The organism is Peterkaempfera bronchialis (genome assembly GCF_003258605.2).
Classification (GTDB): Bacteria; Actinomycetota; Actinomycetes; order Streptomycetales; family Streptomycetaceae; genus Peterkaempfera; species Peterkaempfera bronchialis.
Genome location: NZ_CP031264.1, coordinates 4729268 through 4755009 on the forward strand (window position 1 = coordinate 4729268; position 25742 = coordinate 4755009).

Sequence of the window (25742 nt, forward strand, 5' to 3'; positions counted from 1 at the left end):
TGCCCTTTCCTGGGGAATTCGGGATGCGTTCCCGGTGGAGCGGGTCACCGGGGTGGTCGGGGTGGGGACAGGTGGGGGCGGCGCCGCTGCGGCGGGGTGCCCGGCTCTCGGTACGGAGCCGCCGGGGGCGGGCCGGGACGGCTAAGGTTCGGGTTCGGGGGCGGGTACGCCCTCCGGCAGGCACGTGAGAACGGCGGTTCAGGTCAGATGGGCTTTCCGGCGGGCGGCGCCCCCATGGAGTACCCGGCGGCGGAGTACCCGGCCGGGGAGTACCCGGCGGCGGGATACCCGGTCGTGGAGTATCCGGTCGTGGAGTATCCGGCGGCGGCGTGGATGGACGGCGGGAACTGGCCCGCCAATGAGCTGGAGCAGGTGCTCTCGGCCGCGCTGGGCGACCCGGGGGCGACCCCGAGGGTCTTCGAGGTGCTGGCCCGCAGCCAGGTGTGGGTGCCGCTGCCCGGGGGCGGCGGCCCGGACAGCCCCGGCCTGGACCTGCCCACGATCGAGCTGGCCGGAGCCCCGTACGTCCCGGTGTTCTCCTCCGAGGAGACCTTCCGGCGGATCGCCGGGGGGATGGCCTGCACGGTCGCCCCGATGTGGGAGTTCGCCCGGGGGCTGCCGGTGGGCGTCGGCATCGCGGTCAATCCGGAGGCGCCGGTGGGCGTCCCGGTCCCGCCCGAGGGCGTGCATGAACTCTGCCGGGGCCCCCGCGACGACCGCTGGGCCGCCACTCCGGCGCCGGGCGCCAGGGTGGCGCTGCGCGAGCCCGCACCGCACGAGGAGCCACTGGACTTCCTGGCGGCGGCGGCCACCGAGCTCTCCCGGGTACCCGTGGTGCTGACCGCCCGCCGGGCACTGGCCTCCGTCGAGCACACCGAACCCGTCCTCTTCGTCGGCGTGGAGCTCCACAGCCACCAGCCCGAGGACAAGGCGGCGGCCACCGAGGCGCTCGGCCGCGCACTGGGCGCCGTACCGCTGCCCTGGCAGGTCAACATCGTGCTGCTGGACATCGCACAGGACCCGGTCGGCGAGTGGATGGCGCACCGGGTCGCCCCGTTCTTCACCCGGGCCTGACCCCGGGCCGGGTGGTATGACGCCCGGCCCCCGGGCGCCGTAGGGTGCTGCCGGACGCAGGCAGAAGGTGAGGGCGGAGTTGAGCGCGGGAGCGGCAGGCGGCGGCGCGCACGGGCAGTGGACCCCCGGGACCCCCGGGCCGGTGGAGCGTGCCCTGCGCGAGGTGGCGCCGGGCCGCTATGACGCGTACGAGGCGCTGCTGCACGCCATCGCCGACGGGCAGCTGTGGATGCTGCTCTGGCAGGGCAGCCCGGGCAGCCCCGACGCCCAGTACGGGAACATGGAGGTCGGCGGGGACGGCTATGTGCCCTGCGTGACCTCGCCCGAGCAACTCGCGGCCAGCGGCTGGACCCGCGCCCATGAGCAGATCTCCGGCCGGGACATCGCCACCGCCCTCTACCGGGACCGCTGGGGCCTCTGGCTGGACCCGCACGCCCCGGGCGGCGGCGTCGGCGTGCCCTGGGCCGACCTGCGGAGGATCGCCGCCGGGCTGGACCGGCTGCCGGCCGGCCCGCTGGCGCTGAGCGAGCCGCAGGTGCAGGCGCCGCACTACTACGCGCTGCTCACCCAGCAGGCGTACACCACCCCGGTGGTGCGGGCGCTGCGCCGGGCCTGGGTGCGGCCGGTGATCGGCGAGCCCTACCTGGCGATCGGCCTCGACCTGTACGACACCGGGCCGCAGGCCGTGGAGGCGGTGCGGGTCATGATGCAGCGGTCCATCGCGGTGGCGCCGGAGGGGCTGGCGGTCTCCACGGTGGCGATGGCGGACGAGTACGACCCGGTGGCGATGTGGATGGCCGCGTACGCCCGGCCGTTCTTCGACCGCGAGCTGATGGCGGGCGGGCCGCAGTCGGCCGTGCCGCAGCAGCCGGGGCCGCCCCCGGGGTACGGCTATCCGCAGCAGGGCCGGCAGTACGGCTACCCGCCCCCGGGCTACCCGCCGCCCCCGCAGTGGCCGGGGTATCCGCCGCCGCGCTGACCGCAGGCGAGGCCTCAGGTCCACCGGCCACCCCGGGCTACCCGCCGCCGCCGCAGTGGCCGGGGTACCCGCCGCCGCGCTGACCGCAGGCGAAATGCCAGGTCCACCGGCCACCCCGGGCTACCCGCCGCCCCCGCAGTGGCCGGGGTACCCGCCGCCGCGCTGACCGCAGCCGAGGCCTCAGGTCCACCGGCCTTTCCTGGCGGTCTGGATGACGGTCCTTCAGCTGAATTTCAGGATATAGGTGACAGGCAGTCAGCTCGGCTCGCCAATAGAGGTGACAGTCACTCAGCTCGGCCGCAGGCCCTCGGCGGGCAGCAGGCCCAGGGGCGGGCTGCCCAGGTCCAGCAGGGCTCGGTGGAAGCGGGGCAGGGTGAAGGCCGGGCCCCAGGCGGCGCGGGTGCGTTCCCGCAGGGCCCGGATCTCCAGCTTGCCCCAGGTGTAGCGGCCGTAGCAGGCGTCGAAGGTGCCGCGCCGGGCCTCGGCGGCGGCGCCGGTCCTGGGCAGATGGGCGTCGGCCATAAAGCGCCGGGTGGCCTCCGCGACGTCCATGGCGCCGGTGTGCAGACCGATGGCGCAGGCCAGCCGGGTCACCCGGACCAGCGCCTCCAGGGCCACCCCCACGGCGAACCGGGCGTCGCCGCCCCGGAACCCCTCCTCCAGGCAGACCTCCTCCGCGTAGTGCGCCCAGCCCTCGCAGAAGGCGAGCGAGTGCAGCGCGCGGCGGACGGGCGTCGCGGCGCGGCGGAGCGACCGGCCGTGGGCGAAGTGGCCGGGGGCGACCTCGTGCGCGGTGATGGCGGGCAGCGTGGTGCGGGAGAAGACGGTGAGCCACTCCTCGCGTTCTCCGGCCGGTCGGCCGGGGTCCGGCGGGGCCAGGTGGTACCAGGAGGGCGCGTCGGGTTCGCCGGGGCCGGACCAGGTCATCATCGCCGTCGACCAGCGGCGGGACTCGGGTGCCGGGCCGACCAGGCAGACCCCGTCGGTGTGCGGGGCGAGTCCGCGTTCCCGGGTGAAGGCGATCAGCTCCTCGGTGAGCCGGGCGGCCTCGGGGACGACCCCGGCCGCGTCGGGGTGGTCGGCGAGCAGCCGGGGGACCAGCCGGGCGGGGGTACGGCCCGGGTCGAGGGCGCGGCAGGACTCGGCGAGCAGGGCCCGCAGCCGGTCGCGTTCCGCGTCGGCGCGCTCGGCGAGGCGGCCCAGGTCGACGGGCAGGCATTCCTGACTGCTCATCAGCAGAGCCAGTCCCTCCGCTCCGAGGGCGAAGTCCGGGTCCCCGTACTCGGCGGCGCGGGCGAGGTGCCCGACCAGGCGGGCGTGGGCGGCCAGGGCGTCGGCGGTCTCGGTGCCCTGGTCGGGGTGGAGCCCGGTGGCGAGTCCGCGGACGGTGCCCAGCAGGGCCCCGGCGACGGGGGCGGCGAGCCGGTCCAGGGAGGCGATGGCGCCGTCCACGGCGTCCGGCCAGGCGGCCAGGTGGCGGCGGCGGGCGATGGCGCGCTCCTCGGCGGGTGCGTACTCCCTGTCGTAGCAGGCCACTTCGAGGTTGGCGAGGTGCAGATAGGGGTCGCGGCGGTGCAGTTGGAGGGTGCCCAACTGGGCCCGCAGGGACTCCTCGAAGGCGGTCAGATGGGCGTCGTCGTGCGAGCCGGGGACGACGGTGGCGTCGCCGGTCCGGCGGGCACGCCGCAGCGCGTCCAGCCCGGCCCGCACACCGTCGGGGGAGAGGTCCTGCACCCGGCCGTCGTACTCGTGCAGACCGGCCGTCTCGCGGACCGTCGGAACCATCAGGTCGCACACCGCTCGCAGGCGTTCCTCCATGGCACTGGACGGTAGCCGCGCGCCGAGCAGGGGTGGGAGGCGTGTACCGGTCTACCCGCGTCCCTCTTGAACAACTTCGCAGTGTTACAGCCACGTGAAAGAAAGTATTCGTCTATCTCGGGTATGCATGCAGGCAGATCACAGTTACGCAAACATCCCCGGGGGGGTCTGGCGCACCGCTATCCGGACGAAGGAGAGTTGCGCCGCACGCCGTGAGTCGAGGACGCCTCACACGACGCACCGACAGCCAGTGCGCCGTATCGGCGGCCCTCACCCCGGGCCGTGTCCGCGAGACCAGCGGCAGAACGTACCTGCGCATCCAGCACGGCCGTCCCACCAGGACCGGGCCTTGCGCAGACTGCACGGCTCCACCACGCCCGACGCTCCATCAGCAACGCCGCACCACTGCACCCAGGCACCAACCGTGAACTGCGACCGCAGCCACCGGGCCCGTCATCAGCGGGCCCGCCACCGACTGCGGTCTGGGCACCGCGTGCCGGTCACCGCCGGCTAGGGGGTCTCTACCGACATGACTGCTCCACTGCACGACAGCGGAACCGCGACGATCGAGGTTCCCGAGCAACTGCCTGAGGTGCAGGGGAAGAAGATCGAGGGCAGATCGCCCGGCCGTATTGCCTGGGACCGCCTCAAGCGGGACAAGGTGGCTCTGGGCGGCGCCGTGGTCGTCCTTCTGCTGATCCTGGCCGCAGTCTTCGCCCCGGTACTCACCCATTTCTTCGGCCACCCGCCGGACGAGTTCCACCAGGACATGATCAACCCCGACCTGGGCACCCCCAAGGGCGCCTTCGGCGGGATGAGCAAGGACTTCCTGCTCGGCGTCGACCCGACCTTCGGCCGCGACGTGTTCAGCCGCATCCTGTACGGCGCCCGGATATCCCTGGTGGTGGCCTTCCTGGCAGCCATGGTGTCGGTGGGGATCGGTGTGCTGATGGGCACCGCCGCCGGGTACTTCGGCGGCTGGGTGGACGCGGTGATCAGCCGGGTCATGGACCTGCTGCTGGCCTTCCCTCAGCTCCTGTTCGCCATCGCCCTGGTCTCGGTCATGCCGGACAACCTGCTGGGCCTGAGCGGCACCGGCGTCCGGATGGCTGTCCTGATCATGGTCATCGGCTTCTTCGGCTGGCCCTACATCGGGCGCATCGTCCGCGGCCAGGCACTGTCGCTGCGCGAACGGGAGTTCATCGACGCGGCCAAGAGCCTCGGTGCGGGTTCCATCCACATCGTGCTCCGCGAGCTGCTGCCCAACCTGGTCGCCCCGATCCTGGTGTACGCGACACTGATCATCCCGACCAATATCCTCACCGAGGCCGCTCTGAGCTTCCTGGGCGCCGGCGTGAAGCCGCCGACCCCCTCCTGGGGCCAGATGCTCTCCGAGGCAGTGCACATCTATCAGGCGGACCCCACCTACATGGTGGTCCCCGGCCTCGCGATCTTCATCACGGTACTTGCGTTCAACCTCTTCGGTGACGGTCTGAGGGATGCCCTCGACCCGAAGGGCAACTGACCGGACCGTCCAATGAACCACCCCTGTCCGCCCGGTGCGGGCTCCGGTCTCACCGGGCCACGTGCGGACACCCAGCAGGCTTGCTCCGGCTCCTGCGGCAACCGGCGACCCACCATCCAGGGTCGCGACTACCACGGAGGATCGACAGCAGTGATGAATCGCAGCAGAACTCTTGCAGCGGCCGGTCTGGTCGCCGCGCTGGCACTCACCGCCTCCGCTTGCGGTGGCTCCAAGGGCGGCGGCAGCTCCAGCAACGGCGGCAAGGCCAAGCCGGCTGCCGGCGCCGGCTTCAACGCGGCGGTGGGCAATGTCGTCAACGCCTCCGCCAAGACCGGCGGCACCCTCAACCTCTGGAGCAGCCAGGACGCCGACTCCTGGGACCCGGCGCGCGGCTACTACGCCTTCGTCTGGAACATGGAGCGCTTCTACGCCCGCACCCTGCTGGCGTACGACTCCAAGCCGGGCAAGGACGGCCTGGAGCTGGTGCCCGACCTGGCGGCCGACAAGCCGGAGATCTCCGCGGACGGCAAGACCTACACCTTCAAGCTGAAGGACGGTCTGAAGTTCGAGGACGGCTCGCCGATCACCTCCAAGGACATCAAGTACGGCATCGAGCGGGTCTTCGCCCAGGACGTCATCAGCGGCGGTCCGACCTACCTGGTCCAGTCGCTGGACCAGGGCCAGAAGTACCCCGGCCCGTACAAGGACAAGTCCGCCGACAAGCTCGGTCTGAAGTCCGTCCAGACCCCGGACGACCAGACCATCATCTTCAAGCTGACCAAGGCCGACTCCTCCTTCCCGTACCTGCTGGCCATGGGCTCCGCCTCGCCCGTGCCGCAGAAGCTGGACACCGGCGCCCGCTACGGCCAGAAGCCCGTCTCCTCCGGCCCGTACAAGTTCGAGTCGTATGAGCCCGGCAAGTCGCTGACCCTGGTCCGCAACGACCAGTGGGACCCGAAGACCGACCCGTTCCGCAAGGCGCTGCCGGAGAAGGTCACCCTGACCATCACCAGCAACGCGGACGACATGGACGCCCGTCTGCTGGCCGGCACCGCCGACCTGGACATCGGCCAGACCGGCGTGTCGCAGGACGCGCAGATCAAGGTCCTCCAGGACAGCAAGCTCAAGGCCAACACGGACGACCCGTTCAACGGCTTCATCCGCTATGTCTCGCTGGTCCCGAAGGTCGCCCCCTTCGACAACGAGCACTGCCGCAAGGCCGTCCTGTACGCGGCCAACCCGACCGACCTGCAGACCGCCCGTGGCGGCCCGACGGCCGGCTCGACCTACGGCAACATGCTCCCCCCGAACATCCTCGGCTCGGACGACTACGACCCGTTCAACCTGACCCAGGGCAAGTCCCAGGTCGACAAGGCCAAGGACGAGCTGAAGCAGTGCGGCAAGCCTGACGGCTTCAAGACCACCATCGCGGTCCGCAACAACAAGGACAAGGAGGTGAAGACCGCTGTCGCGCTCCAGAACGCGCTCAAGGCCGTGGGCATCGACGCCGCGATCGACCAGTACGACGGCAAGCTCCTCTCCTCCGTCGTGGGTGCGCCGGACGTCGTCCACAAGAAGGGCTACGGCCTGATCGTCATGGGCTGGGGCGCCGACTACCCCAACGGCTCGGGCTTCCTCCAGCCGCTGGTGGACGGCCGCTTCATCGCCACCAACGGCAACAACAACTTCGCCGAGATCAACGACCCGGAGATCAACGGCCTGTTCGACAAGGCCGCGGGTGAGACCGACCCGGCGGCGGCTGCCGACATCTACAAGCAGATCAACCACAAGGTCGTCGACGGCGCCTACTACCTGCCGGTCGTGGCGGACAAGGCGCTCAACTACCGCAACCCGCGGCTGACCAACGTCTACGTCCACGAGGCCTTCGGCATGGTCGACTTCCAGGCCCTCGGTACCAGCGACGGCAAGTGACCCGCCGTCCACCCAGGTAGTTCGCACAGCTAGTCCGAAGGGCAGGTGAAGGCCTTACCGGGGCCGAGCGCAGTGCTCGTGTATCTCATCCGACGGCTCGTCAACGTCGCCGTCCTGCTGCTGGTGGTCTCCGCGATCACCTTCGGCATCTTCTTCATGGTGCCGAAGCTCACCGGTAGCGATCCGGCCCTGTACTACGTCGGAAAGATCGCCGACAAGGCCGCTGTCGAAGGCATCCGCCACAAGATGGGCCTCGACAAGCCGATCATCGAGCAGTACGGCCTGTTTCTGAAGGGCATCTTCGTAGGGCGTGACTACAGCCAGGGGGCTGACATCACGCACTGCGCGGCGCCGTGCCTCGGCTACTCCTTCAAGACCGAGCAGGAGGTGTGGCCGCTGCTGCTGAACCGGCTCCCGGTCACCGGCTCGCTCGCCGCCGGCGCCTCGGTGCTGTGGCTGCTGCTGGGCACCGCGACCGGCATCGTCTCCGCGCTGCGCCGCCGGACCTTCCTGGACCGCGCCACCATGGTGACGGCCCTGGCCGGCGTCTCGCTGCCGATCTACTTCACCGGTCTGCTGGCGCTGTCGGTCTTCGTCCACACACTCGGCTGGTTCCCCAACGACTATGTCGACTTCGGCGACGATCCGGTGGCCTGGGCGCAGAACCTGATGCTCCCCTGGATCAGCCTGGCCTTCCTCTATGCCGCGACCTACGCCCGGCTCACCCGGGCCACGCTGCTGGAGGTCCTGGGCGAGGACTACATCCGGACGGCCCGGGCCAAGGGCCTCAAGGAGCGGACGGTCATCGGCAAGCACGCCCTGCGCTCCACGATGACCCCCATCCTCACCATCTTCGGGCTGGACATCGGCGCGCTGATCGGCGGCGCCGTGCTCACCGAGTCGACCTTCAACCTCCGGGGCATGGGCTACGAGGCCGTCCAGGCCATCGCCCAGAGCGACCTGCCGGTGATCATGGGTGTCACCCTCTTCGCCGCCTTCTTCATCGTCATGGCCAACCTCGTGGTTGACCTCCTCTACGCAGTCGTCGACCCCCGGGTGAGGCTCGGATGAGCAAGCTGACCAAGACCTCCGGCGCCCCCGACAGGTCCACCGGGCACGCCGTGGAGTCCGCCGCCGAAGCGCCCTCGGAGTACCTGGCGGTCCGCGACCTGCGGGTGCACTTCCCCACCGACGACGGCCTGGTGAAGTCCGTCGACGGCCTCACCTTCGGGCTGGAGAAGGGCAAGACCCTCGGCATCGTCGGCGAGTCCGGCTCCGGCAAGTCCGTCACCTCGCTGTCGATCCTGGGCCTGCACAAGGCCGGCGGCAACCGCAGCCGCAACGCCCGGATCACCGGCGAGGTCTGGCTGGACGGCGAGGAGCTGATCGGCGCCTCCCCCGACCGGGTCCGGGAGCTGCGCGGCCAGAAGATGGCCATGATCTTCCAGGACCCGCTGACCGCGATGCACCCCTACTACTCGGTGGGCGCGCAGATCGTGGAGGCATACCGGGCGCACCACCCCGGCGTCTCCAAGAAGGACGCCAAGCGGCGTGCCGTGGAGATGCTCGACCGGGTCGGCATCCCGCAGCCGGACAAGCGGGTCGACGACTACCCGCACCAGTTCTCCGGCGGTATGCGGCAGCGCGCCATGATCGCCATGGCCCTGGTCAACGACCCGTCGCTGCTGATCGCCGACGAGCCCACCACCGCCCTGGACGTCACCGTGCAGGCCCAGATCCTGGACCTGATCCGGGATCTCCAGAAGGAGTTCGGCTCCGCGGTCATCATCATCACCCACGACCTGGGCGTGGTGGCCGAGCTGGCCGACGACATCCTGGTGATGTACGGCGGCAAGTGCGTGGAGAAGGGCCCGGCGGCGGACATCTTCGAGCGCCCCGAGCACCCGTACACCTGGGGTCTGCTGGGCTCCATGCCGCGCCTGGACCGCGAGCTCCAGGACCGGCTGGTACCGGTCAAGGGGTCCCCGCCCAGCCTGATCAACGTGCCCGAGGGCTGCGCCTTCCACCCGCGCTGCCCGTACGCCGACCGCACCGAGGGCCGATCCCGCACCGAGGTGCCCAGGCTCAACCAGGTCGGCGACGACGGCCGGCACCTGGCGGCCTGCCACATGTCCGCCGAGCTGCGGCACCGCATCTTCACCGAGGAGGTCGCGCCGCGGCTCTGAGCCGCCGGGGCGACCGCTCGGGAACCAGCACGACGTCGAGGAGACGAGACCCGATCATGACGGACAGCGAGAGCGCGGCCAAGCCGGAGACCCCGGCCCCGGCCCCGGCGTCCGACCGAGAGCCGCTGCTCAAGGTGACCGGACTGACCAAGCACTTCCCCATCCAGAAGGGGCTGCTGCGCCGTCAGGTCGGTGCCGTGCAGGCGGTGGACGGAGTCGACTTCACGGTGGCGCCCGGTGAGACCCTGGGCGTGGTCGGTGAGTCAGGCTGCGGCAAGTCGACCACCGGGCGGCTGGTCACCCGGCTGATGGAGCCGACCGCCGGGACGATCGAGTTCGAGGGCAGGGACATCACCCACCTGTCCACCGGGAAGATGCGGCCGCTGCGCCGCGACATCCAGATGATCTTCCAGGACCCCTACTCGTCGCTCAACCCCCGGCACACCATCGGCACCATCGTCGGTGCTCCGTTCCGGTTGCAGAAGGTGCAGACCGAGGGCGGCGTGAAGCGGGCCGTGCAGGAGCTGCTGGAGCTCTGCGGCCTCAGCCCGGAGCACTACAACCGCTATCCGCACGAGTTCTCCGGCGGCCAGCGGCAGCGCATCGGGATCGCCCGGGCGCTGGCGCTCAAGCCGAAGATGATCGTGGCGGACGAGCCGGTCTCGGCGCTGGACGTCTCCATCCAGGCGCAGGTGGTCAACCTGCTGGACGACCTCCAGGCCGAGCTGGGCCTGACCTACCTGATCATCGCCCATGACCTCTCGGTGGTCCGGCACGTCTCCGACCGGGTCGCCGTGATGTACCTGGGCAAGGTCGTGGAGCTGGCGGACCGGGACGCGCTCTACTCCCGCCCGATGCACCCGTACACCACCGCGCTGATGTCGGCGGTGCCGGTGCCGGACCCCAAGCGCAAGGCCAAGCGGGAGCGCATCCTGCTGACCGGCGACGTGCCGTCGCCGATCAACCCGCCGAGCGGCTGCCGGTTCCGCACCCGCTGCTGGAAGGCCCAGGAGAAGTGCGCCACCGAGGAGCCGCCGCTGACGGCGCTGCTCACCGGCCACCAGGTTGCCTGCCACTTCCCGGAGAACGCCCCGGGGAGCGAGGGCAGGGAGGAGACGGCCGCAGTCGCCGGATGACCGCGGCCCTGCCGGGCGGGATGCGCGCATCGCGCACCCGCCCGGTACAACTCTGATGTGACCTCGCAGCTCTTCAGCCATGACGTCCAGCACACCCTGGACATCGCAGGCATCTTCGTCTTCGCACTCTCCGGCGGCCTGCTGGCGGTGCGCAAGAACCTCGACATCTTCGGCATCGCCATGCTCGCGGAGGCCACCGGCCTGGGCGGCGGCGTGCTGCGGGACCTGATCATCGGCGCGGTGCCGCCGGCCGCCTTCACCGACATCGGCTACTTCATCACCCCGCTGGCCGCCGCCGTCGTGGTCTTCTTCCTCCACCCCGAGGTGGAGCGGATCAACTGGACCGTGCAGTCCCTGGACGCCCTCGGCCTGGGCCTCTTCGCCGTCACCGGCACCGCCAAGGCGCATGACTACGGGCTGGGCGCGGTCGCCTCGGTGGCGCTGGGGGTGGCCACCGCCGTGGGCGGCGGCGTGATCCGCGACGTGCTGGCCAACGAGGTGCCCTCGCTGCTGCGCTGGGACCGGGAGATCTACGCGGTGCCCGCCCTGGCGGCGGCCATCCTGGTGGCGGTGCTGATCGCCGCCCATGCGCTGGGCCCGGTCACCGGCACCGGCGCCGCCCTGGTCGCCTTCGCACTGCGGATGCTGGCGCTCAGGTACGGCTGGCGCGCGCCCCGGGCCTGGCACCGCATCGGCTCTCGCACCAGCGAAGAGTAGGCCGCCCGCCGTACGCCAGGGAGATCGCCTCGGCGGTGCAGAGCAGCTCCGGCAGCAGGTCGGCCAGGACCGGCGGCAGCCCGTCGGGGCCCGCCGGGGGCGCGGCCGGGGCGGAGATCGAGCAGGCCGCGATGGCCCGGTCGCCGACCCCCCGGATCGGCACCGCCACCGCGTTCACCGTCTCGTCCACCTCGCCGAGGTCCCGGGCCCAGCCCTGCTCCCGCACCGCGTCCAGCTCCGCCAGGTACTCCTCCGGGGAGCGGATGGAGCGGCTGGTGTGGGCCGGGAAGTCCAGCGCGGCCACCCGCTCGCGGCGCTGCTCCTCGGGCAGGTCGGCAAGGAGCACCTTGGCCGAGGCGGCGGCGGTGGGCGCGGCCGGGCGGCCGATCCGCGAGGCGCCGCCGAGCCAGCAGTGCGGCGGCACGGGATAGCGGCTCTCCACCTTGTCCACATGGATCACCTCGCCGTCCTCCAGCACCGCGAGATGGACCGTGTGGCCGTAGCGCTCATTGAGGGCCACCAGGTACGGCGAGGCCACCCGGCGGACGTCGAACCCCTCCAGCGCCGACTGGGCCAGCGAGAAGAGCCGGCCGCCCAGCCGGTAGCGGTGGTCGTCCTGGCGGTGCGCGAAGCCGTGCTCCTCCAGGGTGTGCAGCAGCCGCATGGCGGTCGACTTGTGCACGCCCAGGCGCTTGGCGGCCTGGTCCAGCGAGGTCGGGCCGTCGGCCAGCGAGGCCAGTACGGTCAGCGCCCGGTCCACGGACTGCGACATGGCGCCCCCCTGTGCGGACCTCGCGGGCCCTGCGGATGCCGGTGGGGCAGCACGTTAGCGAGCGGTTGCGCAGGGCGCAACGGTCGTTGGCGAGTTCGACGGGCCCTAGAATTGGTGAGCCATGCCCTATCTCGACCATGCGGCGACCACTCCGATGCTCCCCGAGGCGATCAGCGCCATGACCGCGCACCTCGGCAGCACCGGCAACGCGTCGTCCCTGCACGCGGCGGGACGACGCGCCAGGCGCGTCGTCGAGGAGTCCCGGGAGGCGCTGGCGCGCGCGCTCGGTGCCAGACCCAGCGAGGTGGTCCTCACCGGAGGCGGCACCGAGTCCGACAACCTGGCGGTCAAGGGCCTCTACTGGGCGCGGCGCGACGCCGACCCGGCCCGCACCCGGGTGCTGTGCAGCCCGGTGGAGCACCACGCGGTGCTGGACACCGTGCAGTGGCTCGGCGACCACGAGGGCGCGCGGGTCGAGTACCTGCCGGTGGACCCGGTCGGCCGGGTGCACCCCGACGCGCTGCGCGCCGCCATCGAGGGCGGCGCCGGCCCGGAGTCGGTGGCGCTGGTCACCGTGATGTGGGCCAACAACGAGGTCGGCACCGTGCAGCCGGTCGCCGAACTCGCGGCGGTGGCGCATGAGTACGGCATCCCGGTGCACTCCGACGCGGTGCAGGCGCTGGGTCAGGTGCCGGTCTCCTTCGCCGAGTCCGGGCTGGACGCGATGACCGTCACCGGGCACAAGGTCGGCGGCCCGTACGGGGTCGGCGCCCTGGTGCTCGCCCGCTCCTTCACCCCCGTCCCGCTGCTGCACGGCGGCGGCCAGGAGCGGGACGTCCGCTCCGGCACCCTGGATGTGCCCGCCGCCGCCGGGTTCGCCACCGCCGCCCGGATCGCCGTGGAGCGGCAGGCCGAGCACGCCAAGGCCGTCGCCGCCCTGCGGGACGAGCTGGTCGCGGTGGTGCTGGCGGCCGTCCCCGACGCGGTGCTCAACGGCGATCCGGACCCGGACGGGCGGCTCCCGGCCAATGCGCACTTCTCCTTCCCCGGCTGCGAGGGCGACGCGCTGCTGATGCTGCTGGACGCCCGCGGCATCGAGTGCTCCACCGGCTCCGCCTGCTCGGCGGGGGTGCCCCAGCCCAGCCATGTCCTGCTGGCGACCGGCGCCGCCCCCGACCTGGCCCGCGCCTCGCTGCGCTTCTCGCTCGGCCATACCAGCACCCCGGACGATGTGGCGGCGCTGGCGGAGGCCATCGGGCCGGTGGTGCAGCGGGCCCGTAACGCCGGGCTCGCCTCGGCACGCCGCTGACCTCGACCCGTACCCTGGTGGCCATCATGAGTGACTTCCCTGCGACCCCTGCCGCCGCGAGCGGACGCCCGCTGCGTGTCCTGGCGGCGATGTCCGGCGGGGTGGACTCCGCCGTCGCCGCCGCCCGGGCGGCCGAGGCCGGCCATGAGGTGACCGGCGTCCACCTGGCGCTCTCCGCCAACCCGCAGTCGTTCCGTACCGGCGCCCGGGGCTGCTGCACCCTGGAGGACTCCCGGGACGCGCGGCGGGCCGCCGACGTCATCGGCATCCCCTTCTATGTGTGGGACATGGCCGAGCGGTTCCGGGAGGACGTGGTCGACGACTTCGTCGCCGAGTACGCGGCGGGCCGCACCCCCAACCCCTGCCTGCGCTGCAATGAGAAGATCAAGTTCGCGGCGCTGCTCGACAAGGCGCTGGCGCTCGGCTTCGACGCGGTCTGCACCGGCCACTACGCGCGGATCGCGGACGGCCCCGGCGGGCGCGAGCTGCACCGCGCCGTGGACGCCGCCAAGGACCAGTCGTATGTGCTGGGCGTACTCGACGCCGACCAGCTGGCGCATGCGCTCTTCCCGCTCGGCGACACCCCCAAGGAGTCGATCCGCGAGGAGGCCGAGCGCCGGGGCCTGGCGGTCGCCCGCAAGCCCGACAGCCACGACATCTGCTTTATCGCGGACGGCGACACCCAGGGCTTCCTGGCCCAGCGGCTGGGCACCGCCACCGGTGACATCGTGGACCTGGACGGCACCAAGGTCGGCGAGCACGAGGGCGCGTACGGGTTCACCATCGGCCAGCGCAAGGGCCTGCGGCTGGGCCGCCCTGCGGCCGACGGCAAGCCCCGCTATGTGCTGGACATCTCCCCGGTGGACAACCGGGTCACGGTGGGTCCGGCGGACGCGCTGGAGGTGGTGGCGCTCACCGCCGTCAAGCCGCGCTGGTGCGGCCCGGCCCCGGCGGGCCCCGGCGAGTACACCGCCCAGCTGCGGGCGCACGGCGGCGAGGTCCGGGTCACCGCCGAACCGGCCGGCGGCGAGCTGCGGGTACGCCTCGCCGAACCGGCCCGGGGGATCGCGCCCGGTCAGGCGGTGGTGCTCTACCAGGGCACCCGGGTGGTCGGCTCGGCCACCATCGCCGCCACCGAGCGGCGCAGCACCGCGCCCGCCTGACGGAGCGGGCTGACGGAGCGGGCGCCGACGGACCGGGCTGACGGAGCGGGCGGGGAACCCCGTGGCATCCGGCTCGGCGGCCGTGATACCTCTGGGAACACCATGGATATCACCGTCTTCTGCTCCGCAGCCGCCCTCGACGACCGCTACACCGCCCCGGCGAAGGAGTTCGCCGCCCTGCTCGGGAAACGCGGCCACACCCTGGTCTGGGGAGGCTCGGACGCCGGGCTGATGGGCGTGCTCGCCGACGGCGTCAAGGAGGCCGGCGGCCGGCTGGTGGGGATCTCGGTCGAGCTGCTGGCCCACAAGACCTACCGGGGCGCCGACGAACTGGTGATGGCCCGCGACCTGCCCGAGCGCAAGGCCGCACTGCTGGCCCGGGGCGACGCCATCGTGGTGCTGGTCGGCGGCCTGGGCACGCTGGACGAGCTGACCGAGGTGCTGGAGCTCAAGAAGCACGGCCTGCACACCAAGCCGGTGGTGGTGCTGGACAGCGCGGGCTTCTTCGCCGGGCTGCGCAGTCAGCTGGTCCGGATGGCGGCCGAGGGGTTCCTGCCCCGGCCGCTGGACGAGCTGGTCTTCTTCGCCGAGGACGCCGACTCCGCGCTGGCCTACCTGGAGGCCGCAGGCGAGGCGTCGGCCGCCTGAGCCGGAGCCGTCCATGGTAGGAATCGCACCATGGGTACGCATCTGATCACGGGGGCAGGGTCCGGCATCGGCGCGGCGGTCGCGCGGCGGCTGGCCGGGCGCGGCGAGCAGCTCTGGCTGCTGGCCCGGGACGCCCGGCGGGCCAAGGAGCTGCGCGAGCGGTTCCCCGGCAGCCGTACGCTGGTCGGCGACCTGGCCGAGCCGGAGCGGCTCTCCTGGGCGTTCGGCCAGCAGGAGCTGCCGGTGGAGCTGGACTCGCTGCTCCAGGTGGCCGGGGTGGTCGAGCTGGGCACGGTGGGGGAGCTGTCCGCCAAGGTCTGGCAGCACACCCTGGCCGTCAACACGGTCGCCCCGGCGGAGCTCACCCGGCTGCTGCTGCCCTCCCTGCGGCAGGCCCGGGGCCAGGTCGTCTTCGTCAACTCGGGCGCCGGGCTGCGGGCCGACGCCCACTGGGGCGCGTACGCGGCCAGCAAGTTCGCCCTGCGGGCGCTGGCCGACGCGCTGCGGGCCGAGGAGCACGCCCACGGGGTGCGGGTCACCAGTGTCCACCCGGGCCGCACCGCCACCCCGATGCAGGAGAAGGTGCACGCCCAGGAGGGCAAGGAGTACCGGCCCGACGCCTGGATCGACCCCGAGTCGGTGGCCACCACCGTCCTCACCGCCCTCGACCTGCCCCGCGACGCCGAGATCACCGACCTGTCGGTCCGCCCGGGCCACTGACCGTGCCCGGCGGGCCCCGCGGTCTCGTAACCTTCCGGGGTGAGCACTGAGCACCCCTTCCCCGAACTGCTGGCCGCCGCGACCGGCGTCGGCTCGATGCCCGGCACCGACGCCCGGGAGGCCGCCCGGACCGTCGTCGGCGAGCTTGACGCCCTGCCGCACCTCCCGGAGCTGCCCGCGCGGGGGCCCGGCGCGGACATGATCGGGCGCGGTGCCGGGCTGCTGGTGGAGCTGTATACGCAGGTGGAGCCGTCGGGGTGGCGGTTCGCCGACCGGCCCGGGCGGGACACCCGGCGGGCGAACTCCTGGCTGGTCGAGGACCTGGACGCGCTGGAGGAGTTCACCCAGGGCTGGACGGGCCCGCTGAAGGTGCAGGCCGTCGGGCCGTGGACGCTGGCCGCCGCGATCGAGCTGAAGCACGGCGAGAAGGCCCTCGCCGACCCGGGCGCCTGCCGGGACATCGCCGGGTCGCTGGCCGAGGGGCTGCGCAGGCACCTCGCGGACGTACGGCGGCGGGTGCCCGGCGCCGAGGTGGTGGTGCAGCTGGACGAGCCCTCGCTGCCCGCCGCGCTGGCCGGGCAGGTCCGTACGGCCAGCGGCTTCCAGCGGCTGCGGGCGGTGGACCGGCAGATCGCCGAGGAGGTGCTGCGCGGGGTGGTCCGGGCGGTGGACGCACCGGTCGCGGTGCACTGCTGCGCGCCGGGGGTGCCGCTGGCGCTGCTGCGGCGGGCCGGTGCGGCGGCGGTCTCGCTGGACCTGACCCTGCTGACCCAGCGTGACGACGATGCGGTGGGGGAGGCGGTGGAGGGCGGCACGCGCATCCTGGCCGGGGTTCTCCCCGGCACCGACGCCGCGTTGTCGGACCCTGCCGGTAGTGTCGCTGTTGTCAGGAGGTTGTGGCGCAGGCTGGGGTTCGACCCCGAGTCGCTGGCCCGCCGAGTCGTGGTGACGCCGAGCTGCGGGCTGGCGGGGGCATCCCCGGCCTACGCCCGCCGTGTGCTGTCACAGAGCGTCACGGCGGCCAGGAGCCTGGCGGACACGCCGGAGTAGTAGGCGTATCGAGGTTTGGGAGGCTCGCGTGGCCGGTGACGGCAAGGTCGTGGACCTGGCGGAGGTGCCGGCGGACGTCCGGGAGCGGCACTCCACGCTGGCGCAGGAGATCGAGGACCACCGCTTCCGCTACTACGTCAAGGACGCGCCCGTCGTCAGCGATGCCGAGTTCGACACGCTGATGCGGGAGTTGGAGGGGCTGGAGGAGCGCTATCCGGTGCTCCGCACCCCCGACTCGCCCACCCAGAAGGTCGGCGGCGCCTACTCCAACGAGTTCGCCGAGGTCGAGCATCTGGAGCGGATGCTCAGCCTGGACAACGCGATGAACGACGAGGAGCTGGACGCCTGGGCCGAGCGGATCGCCCGGGAGCTGGACGGCATCCCGTACCACTTCCTCTGCGAGCTCAAGGTGGACGGCCTGGCGGTCAACCTCACCTATGAGAACGGGCGGCTGGTCCGCGCCGCCACCCGGGGCGACGGCCGCACCGGTGAGGACATCACCGCCAATGTCCGCACCATCGCCGAGATCCCCGACATGCTGCGGACCGACGGCGGGCACCCCGCTCCGGAGCTGGTGGAGATCCGCGGCGAGATCTATCTGCCGACCGAGAAGTTCACCGAGCTGAACGCCGCGCTGGCCGCCGAGAACGAGCGCCGCAAGGCGGAGAACGAGCAGCGCACCGCCGAGGGCAGGCGACCGCTGGCGATGGTCCGGCTCTTCGCCAACCCGCGCAATGCCGCCGCCGGGTCGCTGCGCCAGAAGGACCCGCAGGTCACCGCGGGCCGCCCGCTGCACATGGTGGTGCACGGCATCGGCGCCCGCCGGGGGCTCGACCTGGACTGCCAGTCGCACGCCTATGACCTGCTGCACGCCTGGGGGCTGCCGACCGCCCGGCACAACAAGGTGGTCGGCTCGCTGGCCGAGGTCAAGGAGTTCATCGCGTACTTCGGCGACAACCGGCACTCCGTCGAGCACGAGATCGACGGCGTGGTGGTCAAGGTGGACGAGATCGCCCTCCAGGGCCGCCTGGGCGCCACCTCCAAGTCCCCGCGCTGGGCCATCGCCTGGAAGTACCCGCCGGAGGAGGTCACCGCCAAGCTGGCCTCCATCCGGATCGGCATCGGCCGCACCGGCCGGGCCACGCCGTATGCGGTGCTGGCCGAGCCGGTGAAGGTGGCCGGCTCCATGGTGCAGTACGCCACCCTGCACAACCAGGAGGTGGTCAAGGCCAAGGGCGTACTCATCGGGGACACCGTGGTGCTCCGCAAGGCGGGGGACGTCATCCCGGAGATCCTGGGCCCGGTCGAGGACCTGCGGGACGGCACCGAGCAGGAGTTCACGATGCCCCGGGAGTGCCATGAGTGCGGCACCGAGCTGCGGCCCATGTCCGAGGGCGACATCGACCTGCGCTGCCCCAACGCCCGGCACTGCCCGGCCCAGATCCGGGAGCGGATCGCCTACCTCGGCGGCCGTGAGGCGCTGGACATCGAGGGGCTGGGCTATGTCGCCGCCACCGCCCTCACCCAGCCGCTGGAACCGGCCGACCCCCCGCTGGCCGACGAGGCGGGCATCTTCGACCTGAAGATGGAGCAGCTGCTGCCCATCCGGGTGCTGGTCCGCGACCCCAAGTCGGGCCTGCCCAAGCTGGACGACCGCACCGGCAAGGAGAAGGTGGTCTCCTTCTTCGCCACCACCAAGGGCGAGCCCAAGAAGACCGCCCAGCTGCTGCTGGACAATCTGGAGGCCGCAAAGCAGCGACCGCTCTGGCGGTTCGTCAACGGGCTGTCCATCCGCCATGTCGGCCCGGTCGCCGCGCAGGCGCTGGCCCGGGAGTTCCGCAGCCTGGAGCGGATCGGCGAGGCCGGCGAGGAGGAGTTGGCCGCCACCGAGGGCGTGGGGCCGACCATCGCGGCGGCGATCACCCAGTGGTTCGCCGAGGACTGGCACCGCGAGATCGTCCGGCGCTGGGAGGCCGCCGGCGTCCGGCTGGAGGAGGAGGCGGTCGCCGACGAGGGGCCGCGCCCGCTGGAGGGCCTGACCGTGGTCGTCACCGGCACCCTCGCCTCGCACACCCGGGACGGGGCCAAGGAGGCCCTGGTCTCCCGGGGCGCCAAGGTCACCGGGTCGGTCTCCAAGAAGACCGCCTTTGTGGTGGTCGGCGAGAACCCCGGCTCCAAGTACGACAAGGCCGTGCAACTGGGCGTGCCGGTGCTGGACGACGACGGCTTCGCCGTCCTGCTGGAGCAGGGGCCGGACGCCGCCCGCGCCCTGCTGGGGCTGCCCACCGCCGAGGAGGACTGATCCGGAGTCACCTCCCTCGGATGCGAGGAGAATTGGTGCACTGGGTTACCGGATGACACCGCTCCGTGGTAGTGCACGTTCGGATGTCCGAAACCCTGCCCGTGCCCCGTACATGGATTTACCCTTGAACGCAGCCTGCCCGCGCGAGCGGGGCGCGGCGACAGCGCTGTCGCGTGCGGAGATCACCAGGTGAGGCACCCACCACCCGCACTGTGAGCAGCCGCTCGACCGTGCGGGCGGTGCCGCCCTGCGCCGCCGTGGTCCGGGAGATGTGCGACTCCGGGACCGGACGACGGGTCAGGCACCGGGCAGCGGCACAGGCAGGCAGGGGCGGCTCGGCGGGGCGGGGACCGACGGAGGATCTGCGCATGGAACGGCACTCCAGGGACGCATCCCCCTATCCACTGCACGGGGTGACCGGTGCGGCACTGCTGCTCGGCATCCTGCTCGCGGGCGCCGCCCCGCTGATTCCGCTCGCCATCCTGGTCGCGCGGTATGAGGCGGAGCTGCTGCCGCTCTTCGCGGTGCCGCTCGCGGTCCTGGTCGCCGCCTGGCGGATCGCCCGCGACCGGGCCCGCGACCAGCTCACCGACCCGCTCACCGGACTGGCGAACCGTCAGGCCCTGCTGCTCGCCGCCCGGGCCGCCATCGCGGAGGGCAGCAGCGTGCCCCCACCGGCTCCGGTCGGCCGGGTCGGGCTGATCCTGCTGGACCTGGACCGCTTCCGGTCCCTCAACGACACCCTGGGCCACGCCGCCGGCGACCGGCTGCTGGTCCAGATCTCCCACCGGCTGCACGCCGCCCTCAGCAGCGGCGAGCTGCTGCCCGGTGCGGTGCCGGGCGGGCGGCGCGGCAGCGACCCCTTCTCGGTGCTGCCGCCCGCCGTGCAGGGCGGCCGGCGCGTGGTGGTGGCCCGCATGGGCGGCGACGAGTTCGCCGTCCTGCTGCCCGGCGTCGGCTGCTCGGTCACCCTCCAGCGGCTGGCCCGCGCCCTGATCGCCGAACTCGCCGCACCCAGCAGCCTCGACGGGCTGCTGCTGGTCCTGGAGGCCAGCGCCGGGGTCTGCATCTTCCCCGACCACGCCGGCGACGCCGAGACCCTGCTGCGCCGCGCCGACGTCGCCATGGGCCACGCCCAGCGCGGCCGTACCGGCGTGGAGGTGTACGACCAGGAGCGCGACGCCGACACCCCGATCCGGGTCGGGCTCCTCGGCGACCTGCGGCGCGCACTGGAGGCGGGCGAGGTCGAGCTGCACTACCAGCCCAAGGTCGCCTTCGACGGCCGGGTGGTCGGCCTGGAGGCGCTGCTGCGCTGGGACCGGCCCGGTCGGGGCCGGATCAGCCCGGAGGAGTTCGTGGGGCTCGCCGAGTCCAGCGGCCTGATGCCCAGGCTCACCGACTACGTCCTGGACGCCGCCGTCCGCCAGCTCGCCGAGTGGCGCTCCCAGGGCCTGGAGGTGCAGGTCGCGGTGAATGTCTCGCCTCGCGACGTGCTCACCCCCGGGTTCGCGGCGGGCGTCGCCGACCGCCTCGCCCGGCACGCCGTACCGCCACAGGCCCTCCAGCTGGAGATCACCGAGCGGCTGCTGCTGGACGACTCCCGCCGGGCCGCCGACACCCTGGACGAGCTGCGCCGCCACGGGGTGGGGATGTCCCTGGACGACTTCGGCACCGGGCACTCCTCCCTGGTACGGCTGCGCAGCCTGCCCGTCGGCGAGCTGAAGATCGACCGGTCGTTCGTCTCCCGGATGGTCGCCGACGACCATGACGCGGCGGTGGTGCGGTGCTCGGTGGAACTGGCGCACTCGCTGGGGCTCACCGTGGTCGCCGAGGGCGTGGAGGACGACGAGACCTGGGAGCAGCTGCACAGCTTGGGCGTGGACGCCGTACAGGGCTGGCTGGTCTCCGCCGCGCTCCCCGCCGACCAGGCGTCCGCCTGGCTGCGGGTGCGTCGGGCCGCCCTGCCGCCCGCCGAGCGGGTCGTCCGCCCCGCCCTGCCGGAGACCCCCGCCGCGGCCCCTGGGACCTACCGCGCCCCGCCCTCCCACCCCTCCCGGCCCCGGACACCCACCTCCCCACCGCCGCCCCACCCCCCTGACCACCACCCCCGCGCGCGCCCGCATCTCCCGACCGCCGCAGTGCCCGCGCGCCCCCGTCCCCGCGCCCCCGCAGCCGGGAGCCCCATCCCCACCGCGCCCCGCACTGCTGCCCGTCGCCCGTCATCCCCGCACCCGCATCTCCCGACCGCCGTCTCGCCCCCCAACCGCAGCCCCCGCCCCCCGTAGCCCCATCTCCTGACCGCCGCCTCGGCGACCCGCAGCCCTATCTCCCCTCCGCCGCCCCGGCGACCCGCAGCCCCATCTCCCTACCGCCGCCCCGGCGACCCGCAGCCGGCGGTTGCGCAACTCTATGAATCCGCGCATGGTTCGCTGCTCCCGCGCCCCCGGAATGCCGCTGCCCCGCGCGGCGGCGCCTCCCTAGGATGGGCAGGCGCCCGGCCCCTTGACGTACGGCGGGGCCATAGGATGGGGCGCACAGAGAAGAGGACGGGTCGGCCGTGCGGGCCGCCGTCCGGGCCGGTCCGCCGCGACCGGCCTCACCAGAACTCACCCTGAGGATCGCTGCATGCCAGGCATCACGCGCGAGGAGGTCGCCCACCTCGCCCGGCTGTCGCGTCTGGAGCTGAAGGCCGAAGAGCTCGACCACTTCGCCGAGCAGCTCGACGTGATCATCGGCGCGGTCGCCCGCGTTTCCGAGGTCGCCGGACAGGACGTCCCGCCGACCTCACACCCGCTTCCGCTGACCAATGTCATGCGGGCGGACGAGGTGCGGCCGTCGCTGACCCCGGCCGAGGCGCTCTCCGGTGCACCCGCCGCAGAGGAGCAGCGCTTCCGTGTGCCGCAGATCCTTGGGGAGGACTGACCCACCATGACCGACCTGATCCGGTACACGGCGGCCGAGACCGCCGCCGCCATCGCCTCCGGCGACGTCTCCGCCACCGAGGTCGCCCAGGCGCACCTGGACCGCATCGCCGCCGTGGACGAGAAGGTGCACGCCTTCCTGCACGTCGACACCGAGGGCGCGCTGAAGGCCGCCCGCGCCGTGGACGACCAGCGCGCCCGTGGCGAGGAGCTGGGCCCGCTGGCCGGTGTCCCGCTGGCGCTGAAGGACGTCTTCACCACCAAGGGCGTCCCCACCACCTGCGGCTCGAAGATCCTCGAAGGCTGGGTGCCGCCGTACGACGCCACCCTGACCCGCCGCCTCAAGGAGGCCGGCGTCGTCATCCTCGGCAAGACCAACATGGACGAGTTCGCCATGGGGTCCTCCACCGAGAACAGCGCCTACGGCCCCACCGGCAACCCGTGGGACCTCTCCCGCATCCCCGGCGGCTCCGGCGGCGGCTCCTCCGCCGCGCTGGCCGCCTTCGAGGCGCCGCTGGCGATCGGCACCGACACCGGCGGCTCCATCCGCCAGCCCGGAGCGGTCACCGGCACGGTCGGCGTCAAGCCGACCTATGGCGCGGTCTCCCGCTACGGCCTGGTGGCCTTCTCCTCCTCGCTGGACCAGGGCGGCCCCTGCGCCCGCACGGTGCTGGACGCCGCGCTGCTGCACCAGGCCATCGCCGGGCACGACCCGCTGGACTCCACCTCCATCGACGCCCCGGTGCCGCCGGTGGTCGAGGCGGCCAAGCGGCGCGACATCCGGGGTATGCGGATCGGCGTGGTCAAGGAGTTCGGCGGCGAGGGCTACCAGGCCGGCGTGATGCAGCGGTTCCACGAGTCGGTGGAGCTGCTGCGCGAGCTGGGCGCCGAGGTCGTCGAGGTCTCCTGCCCGTCCTTCACCCTGGCGCTGCCCGCGTACTACCTGATCGCGCCCAGCGAGGCCTCCTCCAACCTGGCCCGCTTCGACGCCATGCGGTACGGCCTGCGGGTGGGCGACGACGGCAGCCGGTCCGCCGAGGAGGTCACCGCGCTGACCCGCGAGGCCGGCTTCGGCCCCGAGGTCAAGCGCCGGATCATGCTCGGCACCTATGCCCTCTCCTCCGGCTACTACGACGCGTACTACGGCTCGGCGCAGAAGGTCCGCACCCTGATCTCCCGGGACTTCGACGCGGCCTTCGCCGGGGTGGACGTGCTGGTCTCGCCGACCACCCCCACCACCGCCTTCCCGATCGGCGAGCGCGCCGACGACCCGATGGCGATGTACCTCGCGGATCTGTGCACCATCCCGTCGAACCTGGCCGGCAACGCGGCGATGTCCGTGCCCTGCGGCCTGGCGCCGGAGGACAATCTCCCGGTCGGCCTGCAGATCATCGCCCCCGCGATGGCGGACGACCGCCTCTACCGGGTAGGCGGTGCGGTCGAGGCCGCATTCACCGAGAAGTGGGGACACCCCCTGCTGGAGGAGGCACCGGCACTGTGAGCAGTTCCGTGAAGGAGAGCAAGGCAGCGAAGCTCAAGGGCTTCAAGCACAGCAGACCCGGCCTGTACCTGGGTATCGGCAGCAGCGCCTTCGGCGCCATCGGCGTCATCCGGGACGCCAGGGCGGCCCGGGGCGAGCGTGACACCCTGAAGCTGGTCAACGCCGTCGTCGCCGCCGTCGCCCTGGTCACCAGCACCGCGCTGCTGATCCGCGAGCTCAAGCAGCTCGGCGACGACGACATCCTGCTGGGCTGAGCCCGCGCCGGAGCCGGCCGGTGGGCACACCGGTCGGCTCCCCCAGAACTTTTCCGTGAATGTGAAGAAGGGGACGCTGTGAGCGTCGTGAACCTGGTGTCGTTCGAGGACGCCCTGGCGTCGTACGACCCGGTGATGGGCCTGGAGGTCCACGTCGAGCTGGGCACCGCCACCAAGATGTTCTGCGGGTGCTCGACCGCCTTCGGTGCCGAGCCCAACTCCCAGGTCTGCCCGACCTGCCTGGGCATGCCCGGCTCGCTGCCGGTGGTCAACGCCGTGGGCGTGGAGTCGGCGATCAAGATCGGCCTGGCGCTGAACTGCGAGATCGCCGAGTGGTGCCGGTTCGCCCGGAAGAACTACTTCTACCCGGACATGCCGAAGAACTTCCAGACCTCGCAGTACGACGAGCCGATCGCCTTCAACGGCTATCTGGACGTCGAGGTCGACGGCGAGACCTTCCGGGTCGAGATCGAGCGCGCCCACATGGAGGAGGACACCGGCAAGTCCTCCCACATCGGCGGCGCCACCGGCCGCATCCACGGCGCCGAGTACTCCCTGGTCGACTACAACCGGGCCGGTATCCCGCTGATCGAGATCGTCACCAAGCCGATCACCGGAGCCGGTGCCCGGGCCCCCGAGGTCGCCAAGGCGTATGTCGCCGAGCTGCGCGAGCTGATCAAGGCGCTGGGCGTCTCCGAGGCCCGGATGGAGATGGGCCAGATGCGCTGCGACGTCAACCTGTCGCTGCGGCCCATCGGCCAGGAGAAGTTCGGCACCCGCTCCGAGACCAAGAACGTCAACTCGCTGCGCTCGGTGGAGCGCGCCGCCCGGTTCGAGATCCAGCGGCATGCCGCCGTGCTCTCCGAGGGCGGCACGATCGTCCAGGAGACCCGCCACTTCCACGAGGAGGACGGGTCCACCACCTCCGGCCGGATCAAGGAGGAGGCGGAGGACTACCGCTACTTCCCCGAGCCCGACCTGGTGCCCGTCGCCCCGTCCCGCGCCTGGGTCGAGGAGCTGCGGGCCGGGCTGCCCGAGCTGCCGAGGCTGCGCCGCCAGCGGCTCCAGCAGGAGTGGGACCTGTCCGACAAGGACATGCAGGCGGTGCTGAACGCCGGCGCCATCGACCCGATCCTGGAGACGATCGCCGCCGGCGCCCCCGCCGACCAGGCCCGCAAGTGGTGGCTGGGCGAGCTGGCCCGCCGGGCCAACGAGACCGGCACCGACCTCACCGCCCAGCCCATCACCCCGGCCCAGGTGGCCCGGGTCTGCGCGCTGGTCGCCGAGGGCTCCCTCAACGACAAGCTGGCCCGCCAGGTCATCGACGGCGTGCTGAACGGCGAGGGCGAGCCCGACGAGGTCGTCGCCAAGCGCGGCCTGGCCGTGGTCTCCGACGACTCCGCGCTCGGTGCGGCCGTCGACGAGGCCATCGCGGGCAACCCCGGTGTCGCCGACAAGATCCGCTCCGGCAAGGTCGCCGCCGTCGGCGCCCTGGTCGGCGCGGTCATGAAGGCCACCCGTGGCCAGGCCGACGCGGCCCGCGTCAAGGAGCTGATCCTGGATCGGCTCGGGGTCCAGGGCTGAGGACGGACCTCCCTAGGTACCAGGTACTCGGACCGGCTGCTCGGACGCTGAGTACCCCGGCCACAGCGGCGCCGCCGCCCCGAATCGGGGGCGGCGGCGCCGTCGTATCCACGCTCTGAGCCATCCCGGCCACCGCTCTAAGCCCCCCGGG

At 72.5% G+C, this 25742-nt stretch carries 21 protein-coding genes; 19 read left to right on the top strand and 2 right to left on the bottom strand.

Translation table 11 applies throughout. The annotated features are described in order from the left end of the window. Positions 1-207 precede the first annotated feature (207 nt). Entirely contained in the window at positions 208-1074 is an 867-nt protein-coding gene (locus C7M71_RS21130) for an enhanced serine sensitivity protein SseB (RefSeq protein WP_407675927.1), read from the top strand. A gap of 79 nt (positions 1075-1153) precedes the next feature. Further along, entirely contained in the window at positions 1154-2053 is a 900-nt protein-coding gene (locus tag C7M71_RS21135) for an enhanced serine sensitivity protein SseB C-terminal domain-containing protein (RefSeq protein WP_407675928.1), read from the top strand. 288 nt (positions 2054-2341) lie between these two features. On the opposite strand, the gene C7M71_RS21140 is transcribed toward C7M71_RS21135, so the two are convergent. Further along, positions 2342-3871 (bottom strand): DUF885 family protein, encoded by a 1530-nt coding sequence (locus C7M71_RS21140; RefSeq protein WP_111490179.1) that lies wholly within the window; start codon positions 3869-3871, stop codon positions 2342-2344. Positions 3872-4400: 529 nt separating this feature from the next. Here C7M71_RS21140 and C7M71_RS21145 point away from each other — a divergent pair. The 6 genes from C7M71_RS21145 (at position 4401) to C7M71_RS21170 (ending at position 11367) form a co-directional block, all read left to right on the top strand. Next, positions 4401-5396, top strand: coding sequence for an ABC transporter permease (locus tag C7M71_RS21145; RefSeq protein ID WP_111490180.1), 996 nt, complete (start codon positions 4401-4403; stop codon positions 5394-5396). A gap of 153 nt (positions 5397-5549) precedes the next feature. Beyond that, positions 5550-7328 (top strand): ABC transporter substrate-binding protein, encoded by a 1779-nt coding sequence (locus tag C7M71_RS21150; protein WP_111490181.1) that lies wholly within the window; start codon positions 5550-5552, stop codon positions 7326-7328. Between the two features lie 72 nt (positions 7329-7400). Beyond that, positions 7401-8399 (top strand): ABC transporter permease, encoded by a 999-nt coding sequence (locus tag C7M71_RS21155; RefSeq protein WP_111490182.1) that lies wholly within the window; start codon positions 7401-7403, stop codon positions 8397-8399. Further along, a complete protein-coding gene (locus C7M71_RS21160; RefSeq protein WP_111490183.1) occupies positions 8396-9514 on the top strand; it encodes an ABC transporter ATP-binding protein in 1119 nt (372 codons plus the stop codon). Before C7M71_RS21155 ends, C7M71_RS21160 begins: the two co-directional genes overlap by 4 nt. Positions 9515-9570: 56 nt before the next feature. Further along, the gene (locus C7M71_RS21165) at positions 9571-10650 is read left to right on the top strand and encodes an ABC transporter ATP-binding protein (protein ID WP_111490184.1); all 1080 of its coding nucleotides are present in this window, start codon (positions 9571-9573) and stop codon (positions 10648-10650) included. Positions 10651-10707: 57 nt separating this feature from the next. After that, the gene (locus C7M71_RS21170) at positions 10708-11367 is read left to right on the top strand and encodes a trimeric intracellular cation channel family protein (protein WP_111490185.1); all 660 of its coding nucleotides are present in this window, start codon (positions 10708-10710) and stop codon (positions 11365-11367) included. Here the strand turns inward: C7M71_RS21170 and C7M71_RS21175 are convergent. Further along, a complete protein-coding gene (locus C7M71_RS21175; protein WP_111490186.1) occupies positions 11303-12139 on the bottom strand; it encodes an IclR family transcriptional regulator in 837 nt (278 codons plus the stop codon). The genes C7M71_RS21170 and C7M71_RS21175 overlap by 65 nt on opposite strands. A 121-nt stretch (positions 12140-12260) precedes the next feature. On the opposite strand from C7M71_RS21175, the gene C7M71_RS21180 reads away from it, so the two are divergent. From C7M71_RS21180 to gatB, 11 genes are all read left to right on the top strand, one after another. Further along, positions 12261-13448 carry a cysteine desulfurase family protein gene (locus C7M71_RS21180; protein ID WP_111490187.1) on the top strand — a complete coding sequence of 396 codons (1188 nt, stop codon included), beginning with the start codon at positions 12261-12263 and terminating at the stop codon, positions 13446-13448. A gap of 26 nt (positions 13449-13474) precedes the next feature. Next, positions 13475-14611, top strand: a complete 1137-nt coding sequence (gene mnmA / locus C7M71_RS21185; RefSeq protein ID WP_111490188.1) for a tRNA 2-thiouridine(34) synthase MnmA — start codon at positions 13475-13477, stop codon at positions 14609-14611. Between the two features lie 102 nt (positions 14612-14713). Next, positions 14714-15259, top strand: coding sequence for an LOG family protein (locus C7M71_RS21190; protein WP_111490189.1), 546 nt, complete (start codon positions 14714-14716; stop codon positions 15257-15259). A 30-nt stretch (positions 15260-15289) separates the two neighbouring features. Then, positions 15290-15979, top strand: a complete 690-nt coding sequence (locus tag C7M71_RS21195; RefSeq protein ID WP_111490190.1) for an SDR family oxidoreductase — start codon at positions 15290-15292, stop codon at positions 15977-15979. Between the two features lie 39 nt (positions 15980-16018). After that, complete coding sequence (locus C7M71_RS21200) at positions 16019-17029, top strand: methionine synthase (protein ID WP_265737669.1); 1011 nt, start codon at positions 16019-16021, stop codon at positions 17027-17029. A 28-nt stretch (positions 17030-17057) separates the two neighbouring features. Beyond that, positions 17058-19331 carry an NAD-dependent DNA ligase LigA gene (gene ligA / locus C7M71_RS21205; protein WP_111490191.1) on the top strand — a complete coding sequence of 758 codons (2274 nt, stop codon included), beginning with the start codon at positions 17058-17060 and terminating at the stop codon, positions 19329-19331. 368 nt (positions 19332-19699) lie between these two features. After that, positions 19700-21616, top strand: coding sequence for a putative bifunctional diguanylate cyclase/phosphodiesterase (locus C7M71_RS21210; RefSeq protein ID WP_229758830.1), 1917 nt, complete (start codon positions 19700-19702; stop codon positions 21614-21616). 340 nt (positions 21617-21956) lie between these two features. After that, the gene (gatC, locus tag C7M71_RS21215) at positions 21957-22253 is read left to right on the top strand and encodes an Asp-tRNA(Asn)/Glu-tRNA(Gln) amidotransferase subunit GatC (RefSeq protein ID WP_111494846.1); all 297 of its coding nucleotides are present in this window, start codon (positions 21957-21959) and stop codon (positions 22251-22253) included. A 6-nt stretch (positions 22254-22259) separates the two neighbouring features. Next, the gene (gene gatA, locus C7M71_RS21220; RefSeq protein WP_111494848.1) at positions 22260-23753 is read left to right on the top strand and encodes an Asp-tRNA(Asn)/Glu-tRNA(Gln) amidotransferase subunit GatA; all 1494 of its coding nucleotides are present in this window, start codon (positions 22260-22262) and stop codon (positions 23751-23753) included. Then, positions 23750-24007, top strand: coding sequence for a hypothetical protein (locus tag C7M71_RS21225; protein WP_229758831.1), 258 nt, complete (start codon positions 23750-23752; stop codon positions 24005-24007). Before gatA ends, C7M71_RS21225 begins: the two co-directional genes overlap by 4 nt. A 78-nt stretch (positions 24008-24085) precedes the next feature. Further along, positions 24086-25591 (top strand): Asp-tRNA(Asn)/Glu-tRNA(Gln) amidotransferase subunit GatB, encoded by a 1506-nt coding sequence (gene gatB, locus C7M71_RS21230; protein ID WP_111494850.1) that lies wholly within the window; start codon positions 24086-24088, stop codon positions 25589-25591. Positions 25592-25742 lie beyond the last annotated feature (151 nt).